We start from the raw sequence: 21,779 nt of genomic DNA on the forward strand, positions 1-21,779 counted from the left end.
CCTCGCTTATGACTGCAAAGGTACAATATTTACAGAAGTAATCCAAGGGGCGTGCTTTGTGACCTGATCGCTCCGGACAGGTGGTGGAAATCCTGTAAAATGAGTACCTTAGGGGGCTGATCGGGCTGTAGCTCGACCAGCCAGCAATAATCTATCTAAAGTATATTTGAGCCATGGACTTGAATCCCACAGACATGAATACCGCTCCCCAGGAGGTGGAGGAGCAGAAGACCATCACCGACGCTGCCACCGAGCAGACCGCAGAGACCGAGACCACAGAGACTGAGGTCCCCACCGAGGAGACTACGACAGAGGAGTCGGTCACTCCGGAGGACAAGGCGTCGGAGGAGAAGGACGTCACCCCCGAGGAGCCGCAGGAGGCTCCCACCGCTGAGGACGGCGAAGAGGAGGACGAAGAGGAGGAGGAAGAGTCCGAGGAGGGCGACGAGCAGGCGAAGAAGCCACACGCCGACCTTTCCAAGCTCAGTGGTGACGAGCTCTACGAAGCGATCAATACTATGGTCGAGGAGGGCACCATCCCGAGTCAGCGCGACATGCGCCGTCTCGAGCGGCAGATGATGCCCAAGGGCAGCGTCACGGCCAAGCCTACCGGTGAGGAGAGTGCCGAGACGGAGACCACCGAGGCAGCCCCCGAGGACGAGTCGGTAGTCCGCTTCATCAATCTCAAGACCCGCGTGCAGAAGCTCCGCAGCGATCAGCGCGAGCAGGAGCGTACGGAGCGCGAGGCCAACTTAGCCGCCAAGCGCCAGCTGGTGGAGCGCCTGAGGGACCTGCTCAGCCCGACAAATACAATGAATCCGATCACCCTCCGCAACGAGTTTTTCAACATCCGCCACTCCTGGAGCGAGGTGGGTCGCGTGCCCGACAATGACCGCAACGCCCTGATGGACGAGTACTCCGGTCTCCTGGACCGCTTCTATGAGGAGAAGGAGGTCGGCGAGGGGGAGCGCATCCAGGACTACGCCGACAACCGCGCCACCAAGGAGGCGATCATCGCCAAGGCAAAGGCGCTCGCTGACGACAAGGACGCCGTCAAGGCCTTCCGCAAGATGAAGGGTCTCCTCGACGAGTGGAAGGAGGTAGGTCCCGTGGCACCGGAGTTTAAGGACAGCCTCTGGAAGGACTTCAAGGACGCCCAGCAGGTGATCTACAAGCGTCACGACGACCACTTCAAGGCCATCCACGAGGACGAGAAAGCTAATTTTGAGAAAAAGAAGGAGCTGGTCGACAATCTCGAGAAGATGCTCGTCACCCTACCCGACAGCCGTCAGGGCTGGCGCCGCTACGAGAATGAGCTGCGCAAGATCCACAGCCAGTGGATGTCCATCGGTCGGGTGCCTAAGGATCTCTTCATCGATCTCCGCAGCAGGTACGATGTAGTGAGGGACGAGTTCTTCATGCGGCGCAAGGCCTTCCTCAAGGACCTCTCCGCCGAGATCTCGCCCAAGCTTGAGCGACTCCGCGAGCTGGTCGATGAGGCTGAGGCTCTGCAGGATAGCGAGGAGTGGAGTGCCACCACCGATAAGCTCAAGGCGATGCAGAGAGAGTGGACGGAGAACTCCCGCTTCGGCACCCAAGTGGCTGAGGCCCAACGCCTCTGGAAGCGCTTCCGGTCAGCCTGCGACAAGTTCTTCGAGCGCAAGGCAGAGCTGCACAAGCAGCGCAATGCCGACCGTAAGGAAAACCTTCAGGCCAAGTACGATGTCGTAGACCGCCTCGAGGCGCTCCTCGACCGCCGCAACGACCCCTCCACAGCCGATGAGGTGAAAGCGCTCGAGCAGGAGTGGCGCACCATCGGTCCGGTCCCCAATGACGAGAAGGACGATGTCCTCAATCGCTACTTCGGCGCCATGCGCATCCTCACCGGACAAGGCGGTCAGGGCGGACGCCGTGGCAACCGTCGCGAGGGAGGCAATAGGGATCGCCGAGGAGGGGGCGGAAACTCCCGCCACGGTGACCGTCGTGACGACCGCCAGAGGGAGCCAAAGTTCTCCAAGGTCAATCTCGACAAAGACCTCTCCAAGCTCTCCAAGGACGACCTCAAGGACGAGCAGAAGAATGTGAAGCACGGCATCTCCAAGCTGGAGGACGAGCTGCTGCAGCTGGAGACCAACTTCAGCTTCTTCTCCGGAGACCCCAGCAACCCCATAGTCAAGCACGTCCAGCAGCAGATCGATGAGGTCAAGGCCAAGATCTCCCAGTACCAGGATCGTGTAGGCGAGATCAAGGAGGAGGCCAAGAAGCCTGAGGACGAGCAGTCCGACGACAGCAAGTCCGAGACCCCGGCTGAGGAGCCTGAGACCAAGCCTGAGGCAACGGCTGAGACCCCGGCTGAGGAGTAAATCACTTAGACCCTAATCAAGGAGGGCTGCACCCATAACTGGTGCAGCCCTCCTTTTTTTGCTCATCGCCAAGCGGTGACCGATGTGCTGATCCCCCAACCCCCTTGACCCCGAGAGGGTGTCGCTGAGCTACACCCTCTCCCCCGGTGACCCACAAGGGGGCGCTTCGCTCCACACGCTTCATTAATGGATGGAGTGGCTTCTCTACCGCTCAAATGCATCGCCTCTGCTGCGAGGACCTTCTGGCCCTCCTGGTTAATCAAAACCTAATCTTAATCCTTGTTTTAATGGAATATGGTCTGCGAGAGGTCTATGACAGCGCAAAGGTCTACGGAGATGCGTGTCTTAATCCTTGTTTTAATGGAATATGGTCTGCGAGCTCCAGATCTTGGAGAGTGGCCTCTGCCGGGAGCAGTCTTAATCCTTGTTTTAATGGAATATGGTCTGCGAGTTGCTTGCCATCTCGCAAACGCTCTCAAACGAACCCAGTCTTAATCCTTGTTTTAATGGAATATGGTCTGCGAGATACCGCTAGAGAAGCTACTTGATGTCCTTATTAAAAAGTCTTAATACTTGTTTTAATGGAATATGGTCTGCGAGGGTCAAATCTGTGAAGGTCTGTATATGAGCCCTTTACAACCAAAAAGACCGCAGAACCCTAAAATTTTGAGGGAAAACATGTACCTCTGAGTGCAAATATACAAAGGTTTTTTGAATTGATTGTACAACGTGTCATCTCTACTTTACAATTTTGGGGTTTTCGGCCATTTTCTCTCTCGGGGATGACCCATTTAATTGGCTTCTCTGCCACTCAGGTGCGTCACCCCAGCCCTAAACCCTGATGCAACTCCTATTTACCCGTCTCAGGGCGGAGGAGGGCGGTGAGCTGGGCGTGGAGCCGGAGGTACTCGTCGGGTGTGAGACGACGGGAGGCGGTGATACCGCTGTAGCCACCATAGTTCATCACCCAATTATTGACATTACGTACCGGGCCAAAGCGCTCTACAAAGCTCTGCCCCTCGACCGTGGCACCCCCCGTCTCCGCCTGCTCCCGAGCGGGATGCTCGTAGGTCTCGAGGAGCGCTATCTCTCTCTCGTACCTCAGTATCTCGGTGTAGCGATCGTCTGCCAGTCGCTTCTGCACCTGGAGTGCCTCGGGCCAGAGGTTGAGGGACCAGAGTCTCTCTCGCAGGTCCGCGAGCAGCATCCGCTCCATGAGAGACCCTCGCGGGAGAGTCGAGAGTATGATGGGAGTATTGAGCCGAAAGTAGTCGGCAGTAAGCTCCGCATTACGTAGCACCTCCGCCCACTCCCTCAGCGGACCCTGCTCTCGCATGGCGATCAGCCGGTCGATCGCCTCCGCCCTCTGGGATGGATAGGCAGCGAGTGCCCAGGCAGCAAGGCGCTTGGTCTCAGCGGGGTACCCTTTCCCCTCCAGCACCAGTGCGAGATGTCTCTCTGCAGCGACCGTATCGCCCCGGAGGTGAGCCAGCGAGTATGCCATCGCTGCATCGGGGTTGGTATCGATCAGCCGACACAGGCGCACCGTGTCTCCCACGAGGGCAGCCGCCATCACCGCCCTATGCGGGTCCTCGGAGTACAGTGCCTGCTCTGGGTGACCGGTCACGAGGGCCACCCGCTCCAGCAGGTAGGGGTCACCGAGCGCAAGAGCAGTGGCGTAGAGCTTCTCGCCCTCGCCCAGAGGGAGGGTAGAGAGGGGGTAAAGGAGTAGAGGCGTGTCGGTCGTCAGAGGCCTCCGGCTCTCCTGAGAGAGATCCGCAAGGGTCTGCCGGAGGTAGGTCGAGGCATTGAGCCGCTCGACACGATGCAGCAGTGAGCAGGCGGGAAGTAGGAGGGTAAGGAGAAGTGCGGCAGCGTGTGCCGGGTGGAGCGGTAGCGAGGAGTGGTCCACAGGCTCAGTTACTGATTGAGCACTAAGCTAAGCCGCCGCGTCACCTCGTCAGCGACACCCTCGGGGAAGTGGATCCCGCGGCGATGGATGCTGGTCACCCAGCCCGCCACATCGGCATCCTCGAGCGTCTCGAGGACATCGCGAAACTCCTGCGTCTCCATCTCGGTGTATAGCCCGGCAGCTCGTCCGCGGAAGCGATCCAGCTCCTCATCCTCATAGTAGAGGATCATCGGTCGTCGCTTGCCCTGTAGCTTAGGGTCGATGGGGGTTGTGCAGCCGGTAGTGCAGGCGAGACATCCGCCCCCGCAGTCGGCTGCCACCGCAGCATCAGGCGCCTGACCGCCATTGCGGCGGATCATGCGGATCAGCTGCCGGATGAGAAACCCGACAGCGACAGCCAATATCAGGAGTGTGATGATCGTAGACATAACCGAGGTACTTTCTTTTACACAAAGGTACTACTTTAAGGGCTTAGTCAAAAGGCGATGCGTCAAAGCGTGCAGAGCAGAGACCTCCGTGCGGTGGCTCCTGAAGCTCCATGCCCTCTGTCCTAGCGCCACCTGCGCAAACCGCCCCACCCTCTTATCCCGCTCCGAATTGCCTTTTCTCTAATACCGATATTAGCGTTTACTAATACCGATATTAGAGATCACTAATATCGGTATTAGAGAAATCGCTGCTGAGGGGGGTAAAAAAAGGGGCTGCCCCGCCATTCGGGACAGCCCCATCTGTATGTGAGCTATGAAGTGGTATCAGAAGGCCTCAACGATCGGGAGGAACTTCTCTGCCGAAAGGGAGGCGCCGCCGATCAGTCCGCCATCGACATTGGGCTTGGCGAAGAGCTCAGGTGCATTCTTACCATTGCAGGAGCCACCGTAGAGGATCGAGGTCTCCTCAGCGACCTCCTTGCCGTAGCGGTCGGCGATCGTCTGGCGGATGTACTTGAGCATCTCCTCTGCCTGCTCGCTCGTGGCAGTCTCACCGGTGCCGATCGCCCAGATCGGCTCGTAGGCGATGACGACGCTACGGAACTCGTCCTCGCTGAGATTGAAGATCCCGTCCTCGAGCTCCTTGCGGACGACGTCAAACTGCCGTCCGTCCTTGCGCTCCTCGAGGTCCTCACCGCAGCAGAAGATCACCTGCAGCCCGTTGTCGAGTGCCTGTGCCACCTTGGCGACCAGAGTCTCAGAGTCCTCGCTGTAGTACTGGCGGCGCTCGCTGTGGCCGAGGATGACCGCCTTGGCTCCCGTGCTGGCTACCATGGCTGCGGAGACCTCACCGGTGTAGGCACCCTTGGGCTCGGTGGCGCAATTCTCTGCCGCCACGATGATGTCGGTGCCCTTGACCGCCTCAGCGACAGCGCAGAGGTGGGTAAAGGGGACGCCGAGGACGATGTCGCACTTGCGGTCCACGCCCTCGAGAGCCTTACGAACACTCTTCGCAAGCTCGATACCCTCAGGGACGGTGGTATTCATTTTCCAGTTGGCAGCTGCAATTTTCTTTCTCATAATCAATCTTTACTCTGTTAGTATACTTGTTAGTTGCGGATGTCTGAATAGGTGGGCGAGGAAGTGCCGGTCCTGCACGGCAAAGCGGAGACTCACGTAGGAGAGCTTGTCGGAGAGGATGCCATCGTGGATCACGACCAGCCCTGGATTGCTCCGGATGAGGGTCTGCGCCATCTTCAGGTCCATAAAGAGGACCCTCCCGTAGCGGCGGATCAGGTCGATCCGGGGGTGGCTCTCCAAGCGGTCGATCGGGGTGGTGATCACGAGGGTCACCGGATGGTGGGCGCGCTCCTGCAACTCCAGCCCGAGGCGGAGCTGCTCCTCGCTCATCCGATCAATGTCGTAGGTGATGTAGAGGAGTGCCTGGGCGTCGGTGGCTGCGAGGTGGTGGCCCACCTCCTCACCCTGTGCGTCCAGCAGGATCAGGTCTGCCTCACTCTCCCGCTCGTGGGCGGGCTTGGCGGTGAGCTCCTCATACCGGACATAGGTCCAGGTGGAGTCGATGGTCGCCAGCTCATCAGTCGTGAGTATGCGCTCCTGACCGGCTCGCTCGTAGATGTAGCGCATCCCGTCGTCTGCCGGTCGGTCGTAGAAGTGGCTGATCGGTGTGCCGACCTTGTAGGGACGGAAGTCGATCGTCGGCAGGTAGAGGAGGGGGTAGATATTGAAGGAGAGGAGCACCAGCGCCATAGTCGCTCCCGTGATCACCTGAGCTCTCAGGCTCCGGAGGGCGTAGAGGGCATCTCGGTGGCGGACCAGGAGGGTGAGGAGGAGCAGCAGGACCACGTTTTTCCAGAAGGTGGCCCCATTGCTGATCTTGAGAGCATCGCCGAAGCAGCCGCAGTCGGCGACCGGACTGGCGATGTAGATGTAGAGCGTCAGGCAGGTCATCGGCACCATCAGGACGAGGGTCGCGATGGAGACCCACCGGTGACCTATGCCGAGTAGGAGGAGAGTGCCGAGGAGCGCCTCGAGGACATTGAGCCCCACAGCGAGGTAGGTAGCCAGCGACAGGTCGATGGACTGTCCCGCGAGACCGAGGTACTCCATGATCTTGAGCCCGGTACCCATAGGGTCGATCCCCTTGGTGCAGCCGGAGAAGATAAAGAAGAGCCCCACTAAGACCTGTACGACACGGACGATGAGGGTCAGTCCCGGGGAGGTGGCAGGGCGGTGGTCGGAGTAGCGGTGACGCATGGCTGGTGGGCTATTAGTACATCGGGTCGGTCCCCTCGTCGATGCGGATGATGGCGAAGGCGGCGTAATTGCACATATCGAGGTAATTGGCATCGATGCCCTCGCTCACGCTCACCTCGCCACGGTGGTCCTCTATCTGCTTGGTGCGGAAGATCTTCTGGAGGATGATGTCGGTGATCGAGGAGATACGCATAGAGCGCCACGCCTCACCATAGTCGTGATTCTTATCCAGCATCAGATCCTTGGCGCGCTTGGCGTAGCTGTCGTACCAGCTGAGGAGCAGCTGGGGATCGACCCGGCTGTCATCGGCATAGCCGTGCTCCAGCTGCACCATCCCCATGAGGGAGTAATTGAAGATCCCGACAAACTCGCCCCTGATCCCGTCCTCGACACGCTGGACACCCAGCTCCTGTATGGAGCGGATGCGCTGTGCCTTGATCAGGATCTGGTCGGTGACCGCCGACGGACGCATGACCCGCCACGAGGCGCCGTAGTCGTCAAACTTCCGGAGGAAGAGCCCACGGCACTCCTTAAGCACTGCATCGTACTGGCAGGCGGTATCGCGGGGGCTCACCTCAGGTCGTAGGCTCGCTCCCTCACTCATTTCTCCTCCTCGCGAGAGGGCTCCTGGAGGAGGAAGGAGAAGTCGCCCGTAGGCATCATCTCCTGAGTCTCCTCACCGCCGTGGTAGATGCGGACGTTATTTTCCCCATGCACCTCGATCTCATCGCCCTGGATGAGGAAGCGGCTGCCCTCACGCAGTCCAGCGACGAAGATGTCCGGATTTTGCGTGATAAACTCTACGATGCGGAAGTCCCTCGTCTCGCCTCCGTGTCCCTCGGGGGCCTTGTCGAGGTAGTGAGGATTGATCTGGAAGGGGATCAGCCCGAGTGTGCGGAAGCTCTCCGGCTCAGCGATAGGCATATCATTGGTCGTCATAAGCGTGGGGCAGGCGACATTGGACCCTGCACTCCAGCCGGAGTAGGGGATCCCAAGGCTGACGGCTTCGCGGATCGGCTCCATCAGCCCGAGGCGCTGCATCGTGGCGGTCAGCACCCAGGTATTTCCACCACCGACGAGGATGGCGGTCGCCTTCTTTATCGCTGCTACCGGGTCATCGTAGGTGTGCAGCCCGTGGACCTTGATCCCGAAGGGCTCGAGTGCCTTATTGACCTTGCTGACATACTCATCGTAGGAGTAGGTGATGGCGGCGTAGGGCACGAGGATCACCTCCTCACGATCGGCCTCGGTGAGGAAGTCATTGAGATCGGGGCCGGCTTTCTCCAAGTAGCTCTCGCCAGGAGAGGCTGAGTTGCTGATCAGTAGTAATCGTCTCATAGGTCTAAGTGTATTGTCTGATTAGTTGTTATGCAAATTTACCCATTTATCTCCGCCCTCACACGAGATGCACCCCGCGCCACTTCCCCGAGCGCATAAAGAGGTAGCTGCGGACGGCGATGATGCCGAAGTAGATCGCCTCCACCGTAAAGCAGACGGCGATGGGTGCGCGGAGCAGGTAGACCATCGCCACGGCATAGAGGAGGTAAAAGATATTGCCTGTGAGCTCGATGCGGAAGACCTTCTGCGTCGACCCCACCCCGCCGACGGCATGGAAGTACATATTCCCCACACTCGCTATGACAAAGGAGAGGCAGAGTACGCGCATCGATGGCACGGCCGCCGTGATCAGCGCCGGGTCGTCGGTAAAGACACGGAGGACGGAGGAGGCAAAGAGGGAGACCAGTGCCGCCAGTACCGCCGCTGTGCCGAGGGAGAGACGGCTCGCCCGGTGCAGGTAGGGTGCGATCTCGTCCGCAGCATCGGCACCCATCAGCTGCCCCGTGGTGGTCCGTACAGCGGTGCCGTAAGAGATGATCGGGATGAAGAGGACATTGTAGACGCTTCGCGAGATCGAGGCGACACCGAGAGACATCTCCCCGAGGCTCTCGAGCATAAAGAAGAAGAGCGTCCAGACGCTCTGAGACATCAGCGCCTGCAGCATCAGGAAGTAGGAGATATGGAGCAGCGAGCGCGCCACTGAGCCATCCCAGCGCAGCATATCCCGCATATCCATACCATACTTCTTGAGGTCCACACGGGTGCGGATATAGAGGAGGTAAAAGATGAGGGAGGCGCCCTCGGCGCAGACACTGGCGATGGCGGCGCCCTTGACGCCCAGCGCGGGGAGCCCGAGGTTACCGAAGATCAGCGCCCAGTCGAGGACGATATTCACGACCGACATCACGAGGGAATTGTAGGTCAGCACCTTCGTCTCCCCTATCCCGACAAAGAAGGACCGCATCGAGGAGGAGATAAAGATAAAGATGAAGCCGAGCATCCGGTAGTCCCAGTACTCCATCGCCGCCGCTCCCACCGCCTTGCTCGTGAGCAGCGTGCCGAAAGCCCATCGCCCTATCGGCATCGCGAGCACGATCGCGAGGATCGCCGCCCCGAGGAGCATCATGATACTATTGCCGAGGACGTTACCGATGGAGCGGTACTGGCCGGCGCCATACTTATGGCTGATGATGATCTGCGTGCCGGAGGCGAGACCGAAGCCTATGGTAAAGATGCTGAAGTAGACCAGCGCAGCAATCGAGGCACCACCCAGTTCTGTCACCCCGAGACGACCAAGGAATGCGGTGTCGATGACACCGATGAGGTTTTGCGCCATCAGAGAGATGACCACCGGCCCGGAGAGCCGGAGGAGTCTCCTCAGTGAGGTGTCGGGGATCTCTCTCCGGAGTAGTGTCTCTGAGTCTGCCTGCATAGATCTTCCTTTACTTCCACACAAAGGTACACATTATTGCCAGCGCACCCTCAGAGAGATGACAGGTCAGGCTAGGGGTGTCTGCTCCCTTTTGTGACCTTTTTCCCCCTCCTCAGAGGACAAAGGTGGCGAGGAGGAGATCACCGATGGCTCTTCGCACCTCGCTGTGTCGGATGGTGTGGTTATTGACCATCACGGAGACGGCATAGGTCCTACCCCCGTGGGTGATGTATCCGGCGTAGCAGGTGACCCCGTGGATGCTGCCGCTCTTCATCCGTCCCGCACCCTCGAGCCGGGTGCCGGCGAGGAGCAGCCTGAGGGTCCCCTCCTGACCGATGGCGGGGAGCAACTGGGGGAAGCCGACGCCATCCGTCTCGCGCCATACCCTCGTGAGGAGATCAGTCATATAGGCGGGGGCCACCTTATTGGCTCTGGTGAGTCCGCTACCATCGTACATCTCGAGGAGGGCACCGGGGATGCCCTGCGAGGCCCAGTGGTCTCTCACTGCGCGGATGGCTGTCTCCGTCACGGTCTCCCCGGGGAGGGCAGGGATCCTGTCGGCAATCAGCCGGAGGCACCCCTCAGCATACATATTAATGGAGAGGTGGTTGGTCAGCCTGATGATCTCGCTCAGCTGTGGTGAGTAGTGCGTCATCAGTCGGGCACTTCCGCGGGGGAGCTGTGCCACGGTGCGGTAGTCGCCGTCGACGGTGATGCCGTCACGTCGCAGCCGGTCACGTACGCGCTTGGCAAGGAGGAGGGGTGGGTCGGGGACCGCCCCACGGATGCCGAGGCTCTTGGCTCGCGAGGGGTAGGCCCCGGTGATGGCGAGGGAGCCATCGGAGAGGGGGAAGGAGGAGACGTAAAGCGAGTCGGAGGTGATGCGTGAGGTACGGGCGTAGAGTCCCACGAGCCTAAGCCCCGGCACCTCGGGCGAGACGCTGAAGTCCCGACCGTAGTTTCGGAAGCTGAGGTAGTAGGTATTGTCCAGCACATTGAGCATAAAGTGGCCCGCGCCGTAGTAGTTGCCCATATCGACAGCGGACCAGTAGGGGTTGACCGCCTGGAAGTCCCGCCGGTCGGAGAGCGCCAGCACCGAGCCGGTGACCCGGCTGACGCCTCGCTCGCGGAGGGCAGCGGTGATCTCGTCATAGAGCGCCCAGCGCTCATCCCTGGGGAGATATTTGGACTCAATCGTCGGGTCACCGTGCCCCACGAGGCAGAGGTCGCCCTCCAGCACACCGTCCCGCACGGGTCCGGTCATCATCACCTCGGTCGGGATGCGGTAGTCGGGGCCGAGGATCCGGTAGGCGGCAGCGGTGGAGATGATCTTCATCGTGCTGGCGGGGGTGAGGAGGTGACTTGCCTGCAGGTCGACCACCTGCAGCCCTGTGGAGACGTCGCGGACGCTGAGGCCCCAGGCAGTGTCATCGAGCAGCTCAGGGATGACGGCAGGCACCCGGACGGACTGCGCCGCAAGGGTGGATAGGAGGGTGAGGGAGAGGAAGTAGAGAGATAAGCGTCTCATGGAAAATGGTATCTTTGTGGCGTGGATGCCACACGACATCCGCATCCACTTATGGGGGACCTCCTGCATTGAGGTCGTTCATATAGGTATAAAGATAGACAAAATTTCCCTTCCTCCGAGCGAGGAAACCTCGCGACTCGTTTATGCTGACAAACTTTTTCAGAAAAGAATTTACTCTAGATCGGACTGTCCGATGCCTCTTTGCGATCGCAGTGATGGCGCTCGCGATTTATCTCGTCGGCTCACTCGAGGTGATCCTCTGGCCCTTTGTCCTCGCCTGGATCACCGCAGCAGTGTTGATGCCGCTGGTACACTACTTCGAGCGGAAGTGGCACATACGGCAGCGAGGCTGGTCAGTGACGCTGGTGGTACTGCTCTTCCTGCTCATCGTCGGGGGATTCCTCGCCTTTGTCATCCCATCTGTGATCAACGAGGTGAGCAAGGGATGGAGCCTGATCTCGCGCTACACCGATGCGGAGGTACTTCTGGCGATAGTGCCGGAGCAGTACCGCACCGATGTCGCCAATGCCCTCAATCTCGATATGTGGCTCCAGCACTTTGAGATCAAGGAGATCCTCGACTACCTGATGCAGGCTGCCTCGGCGGGCTGGGATATGCTCTCGAGCGCTATGGGGATAGTGAGCGGCTTTACCGTGGTCTTCCTCTTCGTGATGTACCTCTTCTTCATCCTCCTCGACTATGAGGTGCTGATCCACGGGCTCTACCACCTATTCCCCCACAAGATCCGCCACTACGCCATGGAGGCCGGTGAGGTGATCAATGTCTACGTCAATAGCTACATACGTGGTCAGGGTCTGATCGCACTGATCATAGCCGCCTATCTCGCCGTCGGCTTTGGACTTATGGGCATGCCTATGGGGATCACCCTCGGACTGCTGATCGGGATCCTCAACTTTGTCCCCTATCTCCAGATCGTTGGCTACCCGCCTCTCGTGCTCTGCTGTGCGTTGCAGTCCGTAGCCACGGGGCAGAATTTCTGGGTCGTGCTGCTGATCGCCGTCGCCATCATGATGGTCTCGGAGGTGCTGCAGGACTTCGTGCTCCGACCACTGATCATGCAGAAGAGCCTCGGCATGCGCGCATCGATCATCATCCTCTCGCTGGCCGTCTGGGGATTCCTCCTCGGGGCGATCGGTATCTTCTTCGCCCTCCCCTTCACGATGGTGATCTACTACTTCTACATGAAATACGTGGTCGGCGAGCCGATACCACTCTATACCCTCAGTGAGGAGAAACTGACGAAGAAGGAGGAGAAGGCGCAGAAAAAAGCGCAGGAGCGCTTCGAGAGAGAGCGCGCCGATAGGCTCCTCAGTATGAATAAGGATGGTCGCAATCCCATCGTCGTCACGACACAGGAGGACATCGATGAGAGCTACACCACCGAGGAGAAATGAGCTGCTACATCTACAATATCACGCTCTCCTGCGAGCCGGAGCTGCTGGACGAGGTCCTCTTTTACCTCCGAGAGCGGCTACTGCCCGCCTGGCGGGACTACGAGGGAGTGACGGCTGTCCGGCTCCTCCGCCTGCCCGATGAGGGAGGGTATGCCCTTCAGCTCGAGGGCGACCGGCGGGAGCTACTGGAGGAGCTGAGGCTCACGGAGGATCGCGAGCTGCACCGACTGATGCAGACCTATCCGCGGAGGGTGCTCCCCTTTATGACCAAGCTGGAGGTGCTGGAGTGACCCATGAGTGAGGAGAGGAGCAGCAGCCCCACGACAGCAGGGGTCTATCATGTGCCGGCACTGCTGCGGGAGACCGTCGACAGCCTGATCACCGACCCTGATGGGATCTACGTCGATGCCACCTTTGGCGGCGGCGGGCACTCGCGGGAGATCCTGAGCCGGCTGGGACCCGAGGGACACCTCTTCGGTCTCGACCGCGACCTCGATGCGCGCGACCGGTGCGACATCAGCGATGAGCGCTTCACCTTTGTCCGGACCGACTTCCGCTACCTCTCCCGCTTCCTCACCTACTTCGGCGTGCCCCGCATCGATGGTCTGCTCGCCGACCTCGGAGTCTCGTCGCACGACTTTGACGAGGAGGGGCGAGGCTTCTCCTTCCGCTACGACGATGCGCCGATAGATATGCGGATGAATCAGTCCGCCGGTGAGACCGCCCGTCAGCTGATCGACCGGCTGGAGTGGACCGAGCTCGCCACGCTGCTGCACACCTACGGTGAGGTGCAGCAGTCCCGCCGCGCCGCCACGCTGATCAAGCAGGCTGCCGAGCGGGGCGAGCTGGAGACGATGAAGGGGCTGATCGATGCGCTGAGCCCGATCGCACCGGAGAGGAATAAGAAGCTCCGGAATAAGGTGCTCTCGCAGGTCTTCCAGGCACTGCGCATCGCCGTGAATGACGAGATGGGCGCCCTCTATGCGCTCTTAGAGTCGCTCCCGACCCTGCTCGCTCCCGGCGGGCGGGCGGTCTTCCTCACCTATCACTCGCTCGAGGATCGCCCGGTGAAGAATTTCTTCCGGTACGGCAACGTAGCGGGCGACCGAGAGACGGACCTCTACGGCAACCTCAGGGCGCCACTCCGACCGCTCTCAAGCAAGCCGATCATCCCCTCAGACGAGGAGATAGAGCGCAATCCCCGCGTCCGCTCCGCCAAGCTCCGTGCCGCCGAGCTGGTCTCAGAGTAAAAAAGCTTACTCGTGTGCCTCGAGACGGCGCTCCGCCAGCTGCTCGTAGCGGGTGCCTGGACGGCCGTAATTGGCGTAGGGGTAGATGCTGATGCCGCCTCGGGGCGTGAAGAGCCCCGTCACCTCGATGTACTTCGGGTCCATCACGCGGATCAGATCCTTCATGATGATATTGACGCAGTCCTCATGGAAAGCCCCGTGGTTGCGGAAGGAGAAGAGATAGATCTTCAGCGCCTTGCTCTCCACCATCCGCACGTCTGGGATGTAACTGATCCGGATCTCGGCAAAGTCCGGCTGCCCCGTGATCGGGCAGAGGCTGGTAAACTCAGGGCAATTGAAGCGGACCCAGTAGTCGTTGTCCGGGTGCTTATTGACAAACGTCTCCAGCACCGACGGATCGTAGTCCTCCGGATAGTGCGTATCGTGCGGGCGGAGCAGCTGCAGCCCCTCCTCTTCTCTCTCTTTGTCTCTATGTGCTGTCATAAGGATCATTCGTTATGGGGCAAAAGTAGCGATTTTATCTCCAAGTGTGGGTACCTTTGCGACACAACACTTAGTCACCACTATTATGCTTAAGTACTTTGACGAGGCGGATATATCCGTCACTATTTGCGACAAGGAGGGGAAGATCATCGAGATGAATCAGCAGTCTCGCCAGGTCAATTGCCCCGATGGACGCGACCTCATCGGCTTCAACGTCCTCGACTGTCACCCCGAGCCTGCCCGCTCACTCCTCCAGAAGATGATGACCGAGGAGCTCAAGCACGTCTACACCATCGACAAGAAGGGGAAGAAAAAGCTCATCTACCAGATCCCCTGGTACCAGGACGGCGAGTACGCTGGCTTCATCGAGCTCTCGATGATCCTGCCCGACGAGCCGATGCAGCACTACGTGCGCAAGTGATGCACTGACCCCACAGCCACCCTCTACAGAGCGGCTCCACCGGCATCTCCTATGAGATCTCGGTGGAGCCGCTCTTTGTATATAAAAGGGGATCAGCGGGCGCCTTGCTTGCGGGCGAGGTAGAGGCCGCAGACGCCGGGGAAAAAGATGCGGTAGCGACACTGCTCCAGTCCGGCCTGCTCCATGAGGGCAGTCATCCGCTCTCTCGCGGGGACGCGGGCGATGGAGTGGAGAAGGTAGTCGTATGCCTCGGGATCCTCGGAGTAGCGCTGCGCCATCCGCCGGAGGTAGAGCCGGGTGTAGAGCCGGTAGCCGGTGTGGAGGAGTCCACTCTCCGGCTCAGTCAGCTCGAGCACAGCGACGACGCCACCTGGGCGCAGCACGCGGGCAAACTCCCGGTACCCCTGCTCTATGGAGGCGAAGTTGCGGACGCCAAAGGCGCACGTGACCGCATCGACAGCCTCGTCAGGCAGGTCTATGTCGAGCGCATCACCGACCCCAAATCCGATCCGATCAGCGAGACCGGCAGCCTCCACCTTGCGTACTCCGACAGCCATCATCTCCCGAGAGAGATCCATACCGGTGACCTGCGCCTCGGGGCAGGCACGCGCCAGCGCAATCGCCACGTCACCCGTGCCGGTCGCCACATCGAGGATCTGCCTCGGGCGACTGCCGGCGACAGACTGCACCAGCACATGGCGCCAGTAGCGGTCGAGGCCAAGCGAGTTGAGCTTATTCAGCAGGTCGTACTGCGGCGCAATGTGGTCAAACATCTGCCGCACCTGGGTGGAGAAAGCGGGACTCTCGCGTCTCGGCTCACTTGCCATGCTGCCGGATCCAGTCGGTGACGTTGGTCTCTATACGCTTCTCGATGTCGCCACTCTCGTGACGCTCAAAGGGCTCGTCCATGATGTCATTGAAGAGCTCGATGTAGCGCTCCGAGACGCTGTCGCAGTAGGCGTCGGTCATCTCCGGCACCTGCTGACCCTTCTCTCCCTGGAAGCCGTGGTCGATGAGCCACTGGCGGACAAATTCCTTGGAGAGCTGGCGCTGAGGCTTCCCGGCCTCAAAGAGCTCCTGATAGGTGTCAGCGTAGAAGTAGCGGCTCGAGTCGGGGGTGTGGATCTCGTCGATGAGGTAGATCTTGCCGTCCTTCTTGCCAAATTCGTACTTCGTGTCGACGAGGATGAGCCCTTTCTTCTTCGCCAGCTCGCTGCCGCGCTCAAAGAGGCGGAGCGCAATGTCGGAGATGGTCTTCAGCTCCTCGGCAGTCATCAGCCCCTGCTTCACGATCTCGTCGGGGGTGATATTCATGTCGTGCCCGGAGTCGGCCTTGGTGGTGGGGGTGAGGATCGGGTGATCGAAGTACTGATTTTCCTTCATCCCCTCAGGCAGGATCACGCCGCAGAGGTTGCGCTCGCCGGCCTTGTAGGCGCGCCATGCGCTACCGGTGAGGATGGCACGGACGATCACCTCGAGCTTATACGGCTCGCAGGCGTGACCGATGGTGACCATGGGGTCGGGTGTGGCGATCTTCCAGTTGGGGACAATGTCCTCTGTGGCATCGAGATTGGCAGCAGCGATGCGATTGAGGATCTCGCCCTTGAAGGGGATCCCCTTGGGGAGGATCACGTCAAAGGCGGAGATGCGGTCGGTGGCGACCATCACGAGGAGGCCGTTGTCGAGGGTGTATACATCACGGACTTTGCCGTGGAAGACATGAGTCGTACCCGGCAGCTTGAGGTCGGTATGGGTAAGTGCTTGTGCCATGATTGTATGGAAACGTTATGTATTTGTGTGTAGTAAAAAGAGTCTCTATTCCTTCTCCTCCCTCGCGGCTCCCCGCTTGCGGTCCGCCCGCTCGTAGACGGCGACGATCTTCTTCACCAGCCCGTGACGCATGATGTCGCTTCGCTCAAAGTCTATCCAGCCGATGCCCTCTATCGAGTGGAGCAGCCGGTCAGCCTCTCGGAGACCGGAGGTGACGCCACGGGGGAGATCGACCTGCGACATATCGCCGGTGACGATCATCTTCGCCTCGCTACCGAGCCGGGTGAGGAACATCCGCATCTGGTGCGTAGTGGTATTCTGTGCCTCATCGAGGACGACGATGGCGTCATTGAGCGTGCGGCCGCGCATATAGGCGAGCGGGGCGATCTGGATCACGCCGGTATCCATATAGTCGTGCAGCCTCGTGGGCGGGACCAGCTCCATCAGCGCATCGTAGAGGGGCTGCAGGTAGGGGTCGAGCTTATCCTTCATCTCGCCGGGGAGGAAGCCGAGTCGCTCGCCCGCCTCCACGGCAGGGCGCGAGAGGATGATCCGGCGGGCTCTCTTTTCCCTAAGAAACTTCACCGCCATAGCGATGGCGAGGAAAGTCTTGCCGGTGCCAGCGGGACCGGTAGCGAAGACGAGGTCGTGCCGGTCGACCAGCTGCACCATCTCCTGCTGGTGGGTGCTGCGCGGGGTAATCGGCTGACCATAGGCGCCGTAGAGGATCACCCCGTCGCCGCTCTGCCGATCGGGGGACTGGCCCTTGACGATCTCGAGGACAGCGGTCTCGGGGAGGCTGTTAAATCGCGCAGCGTACTTCTCCAGCTGGTGGAGCACCTTGAGGATCTCCTCGGTCTCCTCCTCGGCGCCCATCACCTTGATCACCGACCCGCGCGCCATGATGCGGAGCTTAGGGTAGAGATCCTTGAGGAGCGTGAGGTTGCTGCTATTGGTGCCAAAGAAGACGACCGGATCAGCCTCCTCGATGAGGTAGATGTGCTCTGTCATCACTTGTAGCTCTGTATCATACGATCGGCCTCAGCCCGTAGGCGCTCATCTATCTCATCCTCAGTCCACTCGCTCATAGGCCGTACGGTGACGTAACTGCCATTGCTGTGGATAAAGAGGAGGGTGGGCACCTGCTGGATATTGAGCTTCTTGATGATCTGGCGTATATCCTTACTGAGCCGAGAGTTGAGGTAGCTGACAGCCACCCGCCCCCGGTACTCCTCAGCAAATTGCTCCATATGGGGCATCAGCTTCTGGCAGGCGGGGCAGTCGGGTCGGTAGACCTCTATGATCGTGGGGCGTGGCTTCCTGAGCTTGATCTGCACCAGGTCGTAGTAGGTGACCAGCTGGTCAAAGTCCTGCATCGTCAGGTCGGCAGGCCGACCCTCAGTCTTCTTCTCCTCGGGGTCCTGCATCGGCTTGCAGCCGGAGAGCAGGAGGGCAAGGAGGATGCCGCCCAGAAGGGCTATATAGAGGCTTATCTTTTTCATTATAGTGAGTTGTCTCTTGTGTGGGACAAAGATAACAAGAAATAGGTAAGGGGGGACTATTTTGCCCCACCCTCCCTCTGGCAGAAATCTAATACCGATATTAGGCGCGACTAATACCGATATTAGAGTTCACTAATATCGGTATTAGAGTTTTCTTTTACCGGTAAAAGAATTTCCCCAGAGGGGAGGGGGAACTATTAGGGGGAAGGGCATTAGGGAGAGAATTGCGGGTAAGTAGATGGAAATGGGAGGGATTTGCACGATATCTCTGTGATTTGCGCTGCGAGGTAAAGTGCAGAAAGCGTGGATTTGTGCAGAAGTGCCGTTACCAAATCGTTAGCCCATTCTCCGAATGGTAACGAAGAGGTAGGAGCAGGTAACTGACGGAAGTGTATTCGGTAAGTGAACTCTCTGTATTTCTGGGGCTGTTGCTCTGATATACAACGCTTTGCGTAGCTGAGAACGCTTCGGTAACGGGTAACTTTGCCCATAAAAACAGAAGCGTATGCAAACAGACAAAATGAAGGTGTGCTCTACCTCAAAAAGAGCGGATTGGACAGGTCGGAACTAGCTCCGATTATGGGGCGGATAACCTATGGGCGAACCATCGCTCAGTTCAGCTGTAAGCTGTCGTGCGACCCCAAGCTGTGGAATGCTCGTGAGAGCAGGCTGAACGGCAAGAGCCGTGAAGCTGTGGCAACGAATGGCAAGTTGGAACGCTTGCTACTATCGGCGCAGTCGGCTTATGCTAGAGGCTGGTGTGCCTATCGAGAGCATTGCTAAGATGATGGGGCATTCGTCTATTGCCAGCACGCAAATCTACGCCCAAATCACCGACCAAAAGATTGCAAAGAACATGGACAGGTTGATACGATAATAGAAAGGATAAGGCTAAACAAAAAGAACTTACTCCATTTTTGTGAAATAAGTTCTTTTTAGGTTTATTGTATGTGAATTTGATTTATCCAAACTTGAATTCTATCTTGGCTTGTATTGAATCTCTGCAACATAAAATCCGTGTCATATTCAATCCGCTTATTAAAACACAATTTCCCATTTAGATATATCCGTACATTCTTTTCTGTATCTATCATTTCTGGAGATATGTTCACCGAGAAAGATTTTATACAAGAGGTTTCTATTCTGAAGACATTATCATTATACTTTGCTATTATCTTGCCTGATTTACGAGGGAAATCAAAAGCCATTTTATTCACATCTCTAACAACAAGACTATCCTTTTCGTTATATCCTAACCAATGATTGATTTTGAAGTTCTTTACTATATGCCAGTCTTTTTTCACTGCTAACGTATCGAGCTTAATATTTGAAAGCCAATCAATCTCTCCGTAACATTCATCGTCAAACTCCCAAGATATTTCTTTGGGAAAAGGATTTCTTTGTCGCTCAAGAAGGTCCGCAAATATAATTTCATAGGCAGACTCTGATTCATCGAATTGAGGAAATTGGTGTGGAAACCCATTGTAGCGATATTCTTTGTAATCGGCATTGATACTATTCATCAGTTGAGTGAAATCGTCATTTGCATTAGGTGGATAGTAGTAATCCTCATCTGTTGAGATATTGATAAATGAACGATTTTTAATATTCTCTACAAAAGTTCCTCCTGTAAAGACTTTAGGATAAGTATTGAAGCCGTAGAACCCTGCAAATAAAGTTGGCTGTTTCATTAAATACGAGAAAGAACCTGTTGCCCCATTAGAATGTCCTGAAATAAACACTTTATCATCATCTACATTGAGTGCCTTTTTGACCAGTGTAACTATCTTAGGAATTATAAAGAAGCCGTTATCGGGAGTCATCCAATTGAAGTCTCTACTACCTTTTGGAAAGACCAATATTACATCATTCCTTTCAGCGTACTTCGTGTAATATCTATTCCAATCATACAGCACCCAAGAAGCAAGTTGATAATCAGACAACCGATTATATCTAACTGCTCCATGTAAAAAGAATAGCAGAGGATAGCCCTTGTTAGGGTTGTATTTTGGGGGAAGATGTACAAAAAATGAAGTTTTGACCGAATCATTTATTGCAAATGAAATAGAGTAATTCTGGCTTTTCTTGGGTAAATATCCGTCTTTCTTTCTGATTTCTTCATATAGAGTTTTCCCATCTTTCCCTTTTTGTGGCGGAACATTATTGGAAGCATAAAATTCCTCTTCATTTACGCTCAGTTCTTTATAAAATGTTTGTTTGGCTTCCAGGGCTTTTTGTCTCAAATCATTCCACCTTACATCTGAGAGCAAATTCTTATACTCATTTTCAGACGCATCTCCAAGGATATAACTCCAGTTCGGTTCCAAAGGAAGAGTAGGCTTTAGCTCAAATAAAAGAGTTAGATACTTGAAAGCCTTGTCATACTCTTTTAGGTCGGATGAAAGAACTGAAGCCTTGTACAATCCAACTTCATCTATACTGTCAGGAAAAAGAAAAAAGGCATGCTCGTACATATCAAGAGATTTTTTGTAGCCTACGGCATCTTTCGCCTGCCACATAGCTTCCAAAGCCTCTTCCGTTAGTTTGGAATAATTCTCTTGCCCATGTAAAGGAATACATACAAACACATAAAAAAGGATGATATACTTTAGTTTTCGTTGTTTCATATTGAGTCTTCTTCCTCCTTTGTTTTCTCTTCCGAAGTCGGAGGATTTCGCTTGCGGAAGATGTTGCTTTGTCCTGATAACGCAAATGTACTCGATTTATTTCGAAAGAGATACCGAGCGATTGCGAGACGTAGATTCAAGGACGAAGTGCAACAGGGAGGAAGAATGGGGCGAAAAGTTTGAAAGGGGAAATGTACTCATGTTTCTTCCTGGGTCTGTTGTTGAGTAAAGTCTGGATTTCAAATAGTCGATCGTCGTCGAAGTCAGAGAGATCAGATTTTTTAGGGATGTATTGTCTGATGAGTTTGTTGGTATTCTCGATGGCCCCCTTTTGGCAAGAAGCGTAGGGGTCGGCAAAGAAGACCGGAATACCGAGCACACGAGTAATTGTGTCGTGATCTCTAAATTCAAACCCGTTGTCGGTAGTAATAGTCTTGAGTTTATCCTTATAGGGGAGCAACAGCAAGATAGCTGCTTTAGCAGCTGCCGCTGGATTAAAACCCCCATCAATTTTCTTGATGAAACACAAGTTGGTAGATTTCTCGACAAGGGTAAGGATGGCAGACTTCTGTCCTTTGGCAACAATGGTATCCATCTCAATGTCCCCAAATCTCTTCCCATCGACCTCCGTAGGTCTCTGATGGATAGAGACTCTGTTAGGGATATGAGCGGCAGAGGATTTCTTGTAAAGACCTCTACTCCGATGTTTGAGCTTATGACGACAGTTAAGGTAAAGGGAGCCGCCTCTAGCTTTATTCTTCCTAATCCATTGGTAGATAGTTTCGTGAGAGATGCTGATCCCTTCCTTCCGAAGAGTACCGGATATCTGCTCTGGAGACCATTGGTACTTGGTTAGTAAGGTAAGCACCTTATAGCGATACCTCTTTTTTGTCCGCCTGTTTCGAGCTGATCGAGCCCTATTTCCCCGAGCCATCTCATTGGCTAGGGCAGGGATGAATACTCCTGTTTTCGAGGAGCTTCTCTTTATCTCTCGGCTGACGGTAGAAGGACTAACTCCGATCAGACGTGCAAT

General features: G+C 56.8%; 20 protein-coding genes, 2 pseudogenes and 1 CRISPR repeat array. Of the genes and pseudogenes, 7 read left to right on the top strand and 15 right to left on the bottom strand.

Features of this window, described 5'->3' with window-relative positions; genetic code table 11:
- Positions 1-173 precede the first annotated feature (173 nt).
- Entirely contained in the window at positions 174-2,363 is a 2,190-nt protein-coding gene (locus QZR17_RS06305) for a DUF349 domain-containing protein (RefSeq protein WP_297129066.1), read from the top strand.
- 268 nt (positions 2,364-2,631) lie between these two features.
- A CRISPR array of direct repeats spans positions 2,632-2,963; the repeat unit is 37 nt; unit sequence GTCTTAATCCTTGTTTTAATGGAATATGGTCTGCGAG.
- Between the two features lie 250 nt (positions 2,964-3,213).
- On the opposite strand, the gene QZR17_RS06310 is transcribed toward QZR17_RS06305, so the two are convergent.
- The 8 genes from QZR17_RS06310 to dacB form a co-directional block, all read right to left on the bottom strand.
- Positions 3,214-4,275 carry a hypothetical protein gene (locus QZR17_RS06310; RefSeq protein ID WP_297129069.1) on the bottom strand — a complete coding sequence of 354 codons (1,062 nt, stop codon included), beginning with the start codon at positions 4,273-4,275 and terminating at the stop codon, positions 3,214-3,216.
- A gap of 8 nt (positions 4,276-4,283) precedes the next feature.
- Positions 4,284-4,703, bottom strand: a complete 420-nt coding sequence (locus tag QZR17_RS06315) for a FeoB-associated Cys-rich membrane protein (RefSeq protein WP_296122255.1) — start codon at positions 4,701-4,703, stop codon at positions 4,284-4,286.
- 324 nt (positions 4,704-5,027) lie between these two features.
- Positions 5,028-5,783, bottom strand: a complete 756-nt coding sequence (gene tpiA / locus QZR17_RS06320) for a triose-phosphate isomerase (RefSeq protein WP_297129071.1) — start codon at positions 5,781-5,783, stop codon at positions 5,028-5,030.
- Between the two features lie 9 nt (positions 5,784-5,792).
- Positions 5,793-6,980: a BT_3928 family protein gene (locus QZR17_RS06325; RefSeq protein ID WP_297129074.1), complete on the bottom strand. Its 1,188-nt coding sequence runs from the start codon at positions 6,978-6,980 to the stop codon at positions 5,793-5,795.
- Positions 6,981-6,993: 13 nt separating this feature from the next.
- On the bottom strand, positions 6,994-7,584 hold the full coding sequence (locus tag QZR17_RS06330) for a DUF1599 domain-containing protein (RefSeq protein WP_297129077.1): 591 nt from the start codon (positions 7,582-7,584) through the stop codon (positions 6,994-6,996).
- Positions 7,581-8,318, bottom strand: a complete 738-nt coding sequence (gene pepE, locus QZR17_RS06335) for a dipeptidase PepE (RefSeq protein WP_296164821.1) — start codon at positions 8,316-8,318, stop codon at positions 7,581-7,583. The genes QZR17_RS06330 and pepE overlap by 4 nt, the downstream gene beginning before the upstream one ends.
- A 58-nt stretch (positions 8,319-8,376) precedes the next feature.
- Positions 8,377-9,750 (bottom strand): MATE family efflux transporter, encoded by a 1,374-nt coding sequence (locus QZR17_RS06340; protein ID WP_297129080.1) that lies wholly within the window; start codon positions 9,748-9,750, stop codon positions 8,377-8,379.
- A gap of 112 nt (positions 9,751-9,862) precedes the next feature.
- Positions 9,863-11,278, bottom strand: a complete 1,416-nt coding sequence (dacB, locus tag QZR17_RS06345) for a D-alanyl-D-alanine carboxypeptidase/D-alanyl-D-alanine-endopeptidase (RefSeq protein WP_297129083.1) — start codon at positions 11,276-11,278, stop codon at positions 9,863-9,865.
- 143 nt (positions 11,279-11,421) lie between these two features.
- Between dacB and QZR17_RS06350 the strand changes: the two genes are divergently transcribed.
- From QZR17_RS06350 to rsmH, 3 genes are read left to right on the top strand one after another with little or no spacing between them, the layout of a single operon-like run.
- Positions 11,422-12,693, top strand: coding sequence for an AI-2E family transporter (locus tag QZR17_RS06350; RefSeq protein WP_297129086.1), 1,272 nt, complete (start codon positions 11,422-11,424; stop codon positions 12,691-12,693).
- Entirely contained in the window at positions 12,690-12,983 is a 294-nt protein-coding gene (locus tag QZR17_RS06355; protein ID WP_297129088.1) for a DUF4286 family protein, read from the top strand. The genes QZR17_RS06350 and QZR17_RS06355 overlap by 4 nt, the downstream gene beginning before the upstream one ends.
- Before the next feature lie 3 nt (positions 12,984-12,986).
- The gene (gene rsmH / locus QZR17_RS06360) at positions 12,987-13,943 is read left to right on the top strand and encodes a 16S rRNA (cytosine(1402)-N(4))-methyltransferase RsmH (RefSeq protein ID WP_297129090.1); all 957 of its coding nucleotides are present in this window, start codon (positions 12,987-12,989) and stop codon (positions 13,941-13,943) included.
- 6 nt (positions 13,944-13,949) lie between these two features.
- Here rsmH and queF read toward each other — a convergent pair whose 3' ends face one another.
- Positions 13,950-14,426, bottom strand: a complete 477-nt coding sequence (gene queF, locus QZR17_RS06365; RefSeq protein WP_297129093.1) for a preQ(1) synthase — start codon at positions 14,424-14,426, stop codon at positions 13,950-13,952.
- An 85-nt stretch (positions 14,427-14,511) separates the two neighbouring features.
- Between queF and QZR17_RS06370 the strand changes: the two genes are divergently transcribed.
- Complete coding sequence (locus QZR17_RS06370) at positions 14,512-14,847, top strand: PAS domain-containing protein (RefSeq protein WP_018106925.1); 336 nt, start codon at positions 14,512-14,514, stop codon at positions 14,845-14,847.
- A gap of 92 nt (positions 14,848-14,939) precedes the next feature.
- Here QZR17_RS06370 and ubiE read toward each other — a convergent pair whose 3' ends face one another.
- Genes ubiE through QZR17_RS06390 form a run of 4 tightly spaced genes read right to left on the bottom strand, consistent with a single transcriptional unit; the run spans position 14,940 to position 18,119 of the window.
- Positions 14,940-15,674: a bifunctional demethylmenaquinone methyltransferase/2-methoxy-6-polyprenyl-1,4-benzoquinol methylase UbiE gene (gene ubiE / locus QZR17_RS06375; protein WP_297129100.1), complete on the bottom strand. Its 735-nt coding sequence runs from the start codon at positions 15,672-15,674 to the stop codon at positions 14,940-14,942.
- On the bottom strand, positions 15,664-16,617 hold the full coding sequence (locus tag QZR17_RS06380; protein WP_296161422.1) for a phosphoribosylaminoimidazolesuccinocarboxamide synthase: 954 nt from the start codon (positions 16,615-16,617) through the stop codon (positions 15,664-15,666). The genes ubiE and QZR17_RS06380 overlap by 11 nt, the downstream gene beginning before the upstream one ends.
- A gap of 45 nt (positions 16,618-16,662) precedes the next feature.
- Complete coding sequence (locus QZR17_RS06385; RefSeq protein ID WP_297129102.1) at positions 16,663-17,628, bottom strand: PhoH family protein; 966 nt, start codon at positions 17,626-17,628, stop codon at positions 16,663-16,665.
- Positions 17,628-18,119, bottom strand: coding sequence for a thioredoxin domain-containing protein (locus QZR17_RS06390; RefSeq protein ID WP_297129105.1), 492 nt, complete (start codon positions 18,117-18,119; stop codon positions 17,628-17,630). The genes QZR17_RS06385 and QZR17_RS06390 overlap by 1 nt, the downstream gene beginning before the upstream one ends.
- A 505-nt stretch (positions 18,120-18,624) precedes the next feature.
- Between QZR17_RS06390 and QZR17_RS06395 the strand changes: the two are divergent.
- Together QZR17_RS06395 and QZR17_RS06400 are read left to right on the top strand one after the other, a co-directional pair.
- Positions 18,625-18,866 (top strand): annotated as a pseudogene (locus QZR17_RS06395) (Arm DNA-binding domain-containing protein); the annotation flags it as partial.
- A pseudogene (locus QZR17_RS06400) lies at positions 18,862-19,042 on the top strand (tyrosine-type recombinase/integrase); the annotation flags it as partial. The pseudogenes QZR17_RS06395 and QZR17_RS06400, both read left to right, overlap by 5 nt.
- Before the next feature lie 18 nt (positions 19,043-19,060).
- Here QZR17_RS06400 and QZR17_RS06405 read toward each other — a convergent pair.
- Entirely contained in the window at positions 19,061-20,746 is a 1,686-nt protein-coding gene (locus QZR17_RS06405) for an alpha/beta hydrolase-fold protein (protein WP_297129108.1), read from the bottom strand.
- A 136-nt stretch (positions 20,747-20,882) separates the two neighbouring features.
- On the bottom strand, positions 20,883-21,779 hold an 897-nt coding region (locus tag QZR17_RS06410), incomplete at its 5' end, for an IS30 family transposase (RefSeq protein WP_297129110.1).

Origin of the sequence: uncultured Porphyromonas sp. (genome assembly GCF_900541275.1) — a bacterium.
Taxonomy (GTDB): Bacteria; Bacteroidota; Bacteroidia; order Bacteroidales; family Porphyromonadaceae; genus Porphyromonas_A.

Excerpts from the sequence above, each read along its gene's own strand:
- QZR17_RS06305 (WP_297129066.1), top strand. The coding sequence starts at position 174 with ATGGACTTGAATCCCACAGACATGAATACCGCTCCCCAGGAGGTGGAG.
- QZR17_RS06315 (WP_296122255.1), bottom strand. The coding sequence starts at position 4,703 with ATGTCTACGATCATCACACTCCTGATATTGGCTGTCGCTGTCGGGTTT.
- tpiA (WP_297129071.1), bottom strand. The coding sequence starts at position 5,783 with ATGAGAAAGAAAATTGCAGCTGCCAACTGGAAAATGAATACCACCGTC.
- QZR17_RS06325 (WP_297129074.1), bottom strand. The coding sequence starts at position 6,980 with ATGCGTCACCGCTACTCCGACCACCGCCCTGCCACCTCCCCGGGACTG.
- QZR17_RS06330 (WP_297129077.1), bottom strand. The coding sequence starts at position 7,584 with ATGAGTGAGGGAGCGAGCCTACGACCTGAGGTGAGCCCCCGCGATACC.
- pepE (WP_296164821.1), bottom strand. The coding sequence starts at position 8,318 with ATGAGACGATTACTACTGATCAGCAACTCAGCCTCTCCTGGCGAGAGC.
- QZR17_RS06340 (WP_297129080.1), bottom strand. The coding sequence starts at position 9,750 with ATGCAGGCAGACTCAGAGACACTACTCCGGAGAGAGATCCCCGACACC.
- dacB (WP_297129083.1), bottom strand. The coding sequence starts at position 11,278 with ATGAGACGCTTATCTCTCTACTTCCTCTCCCTCACCCTCCTATCCACC.
- QZR17_RS06350 (WP_297129086.1), top strand. The coding sequence starts at position 11,422 with ATGCTGACAAACTTTTTCAGAAAAGAATTTACTCTAGATCGGACTGTC.
- QZR17_RS06355 (WP_297129088.1), top strand. The coding sequence starts at position 12,690 with ATGAGCTGCTACATCTACAATATCACGCTCTCCTGCGAGCCGGAGCTG.
- rsmH (WP_297129090.1), top strand. The coding sequence starts at position 12,987 with ATGAGTGAGGAGAGGAGCAGCAGCCCCACGACAGCAGGGGTCTATCAT.
- queF (WP_297129093.1), bottom strand. The coding sequence starts at position 14,426 with ATGACAGCACATAGAGACAAAGAGAGAGAAGAGGAGGGGCTGCAGCTG.
- QZR17_RS06370 (WP_018106925.1), top strand. The coding sequence starts at position 14,512 with ATGCTTAAGTACTTTGACGAGGCGGATATATCCGTCACTATTTGCGAC.
- ubiE (WP_297129100.1), bottom strand. The coding sequence starts at position 15,674 with ATGGCAAGTGAGCCGAGACGCGAGAGTCCCGCTTTCTCCACCCAGGTG.
- QZR17_RS06380 (WP_296161422.1), bottom strand. The coding sequence starts at position 16,617 with ATGGCACAAGCACTTACCCATACCGACCTCAAGCTGCCGGGTACGACT.
- QZR17_RS06385 (WP_297129102.1), bottom strand. The coding sequence starts at position 17,628 with ATGACAGAGCACATCTACCTCATCGAGGAGGCTGATCCGGTCGTCTTC.
- QZR17_RS06390 (WP_297129105.1), bottom strand. The coding sequence starts at position 18,119 with ATGAAAAAGATAAGCCTCTATATAGCCCTTCTGGGCGGCATCCTCCTT.
- QZR17_RS06405 (WP_297129108.1), bottom strand. The coding sequence starts at position 20,746 with ATGAAACAACGAAAACTAAAGTATATCATCCTTTTTTATGTGTTTGTA.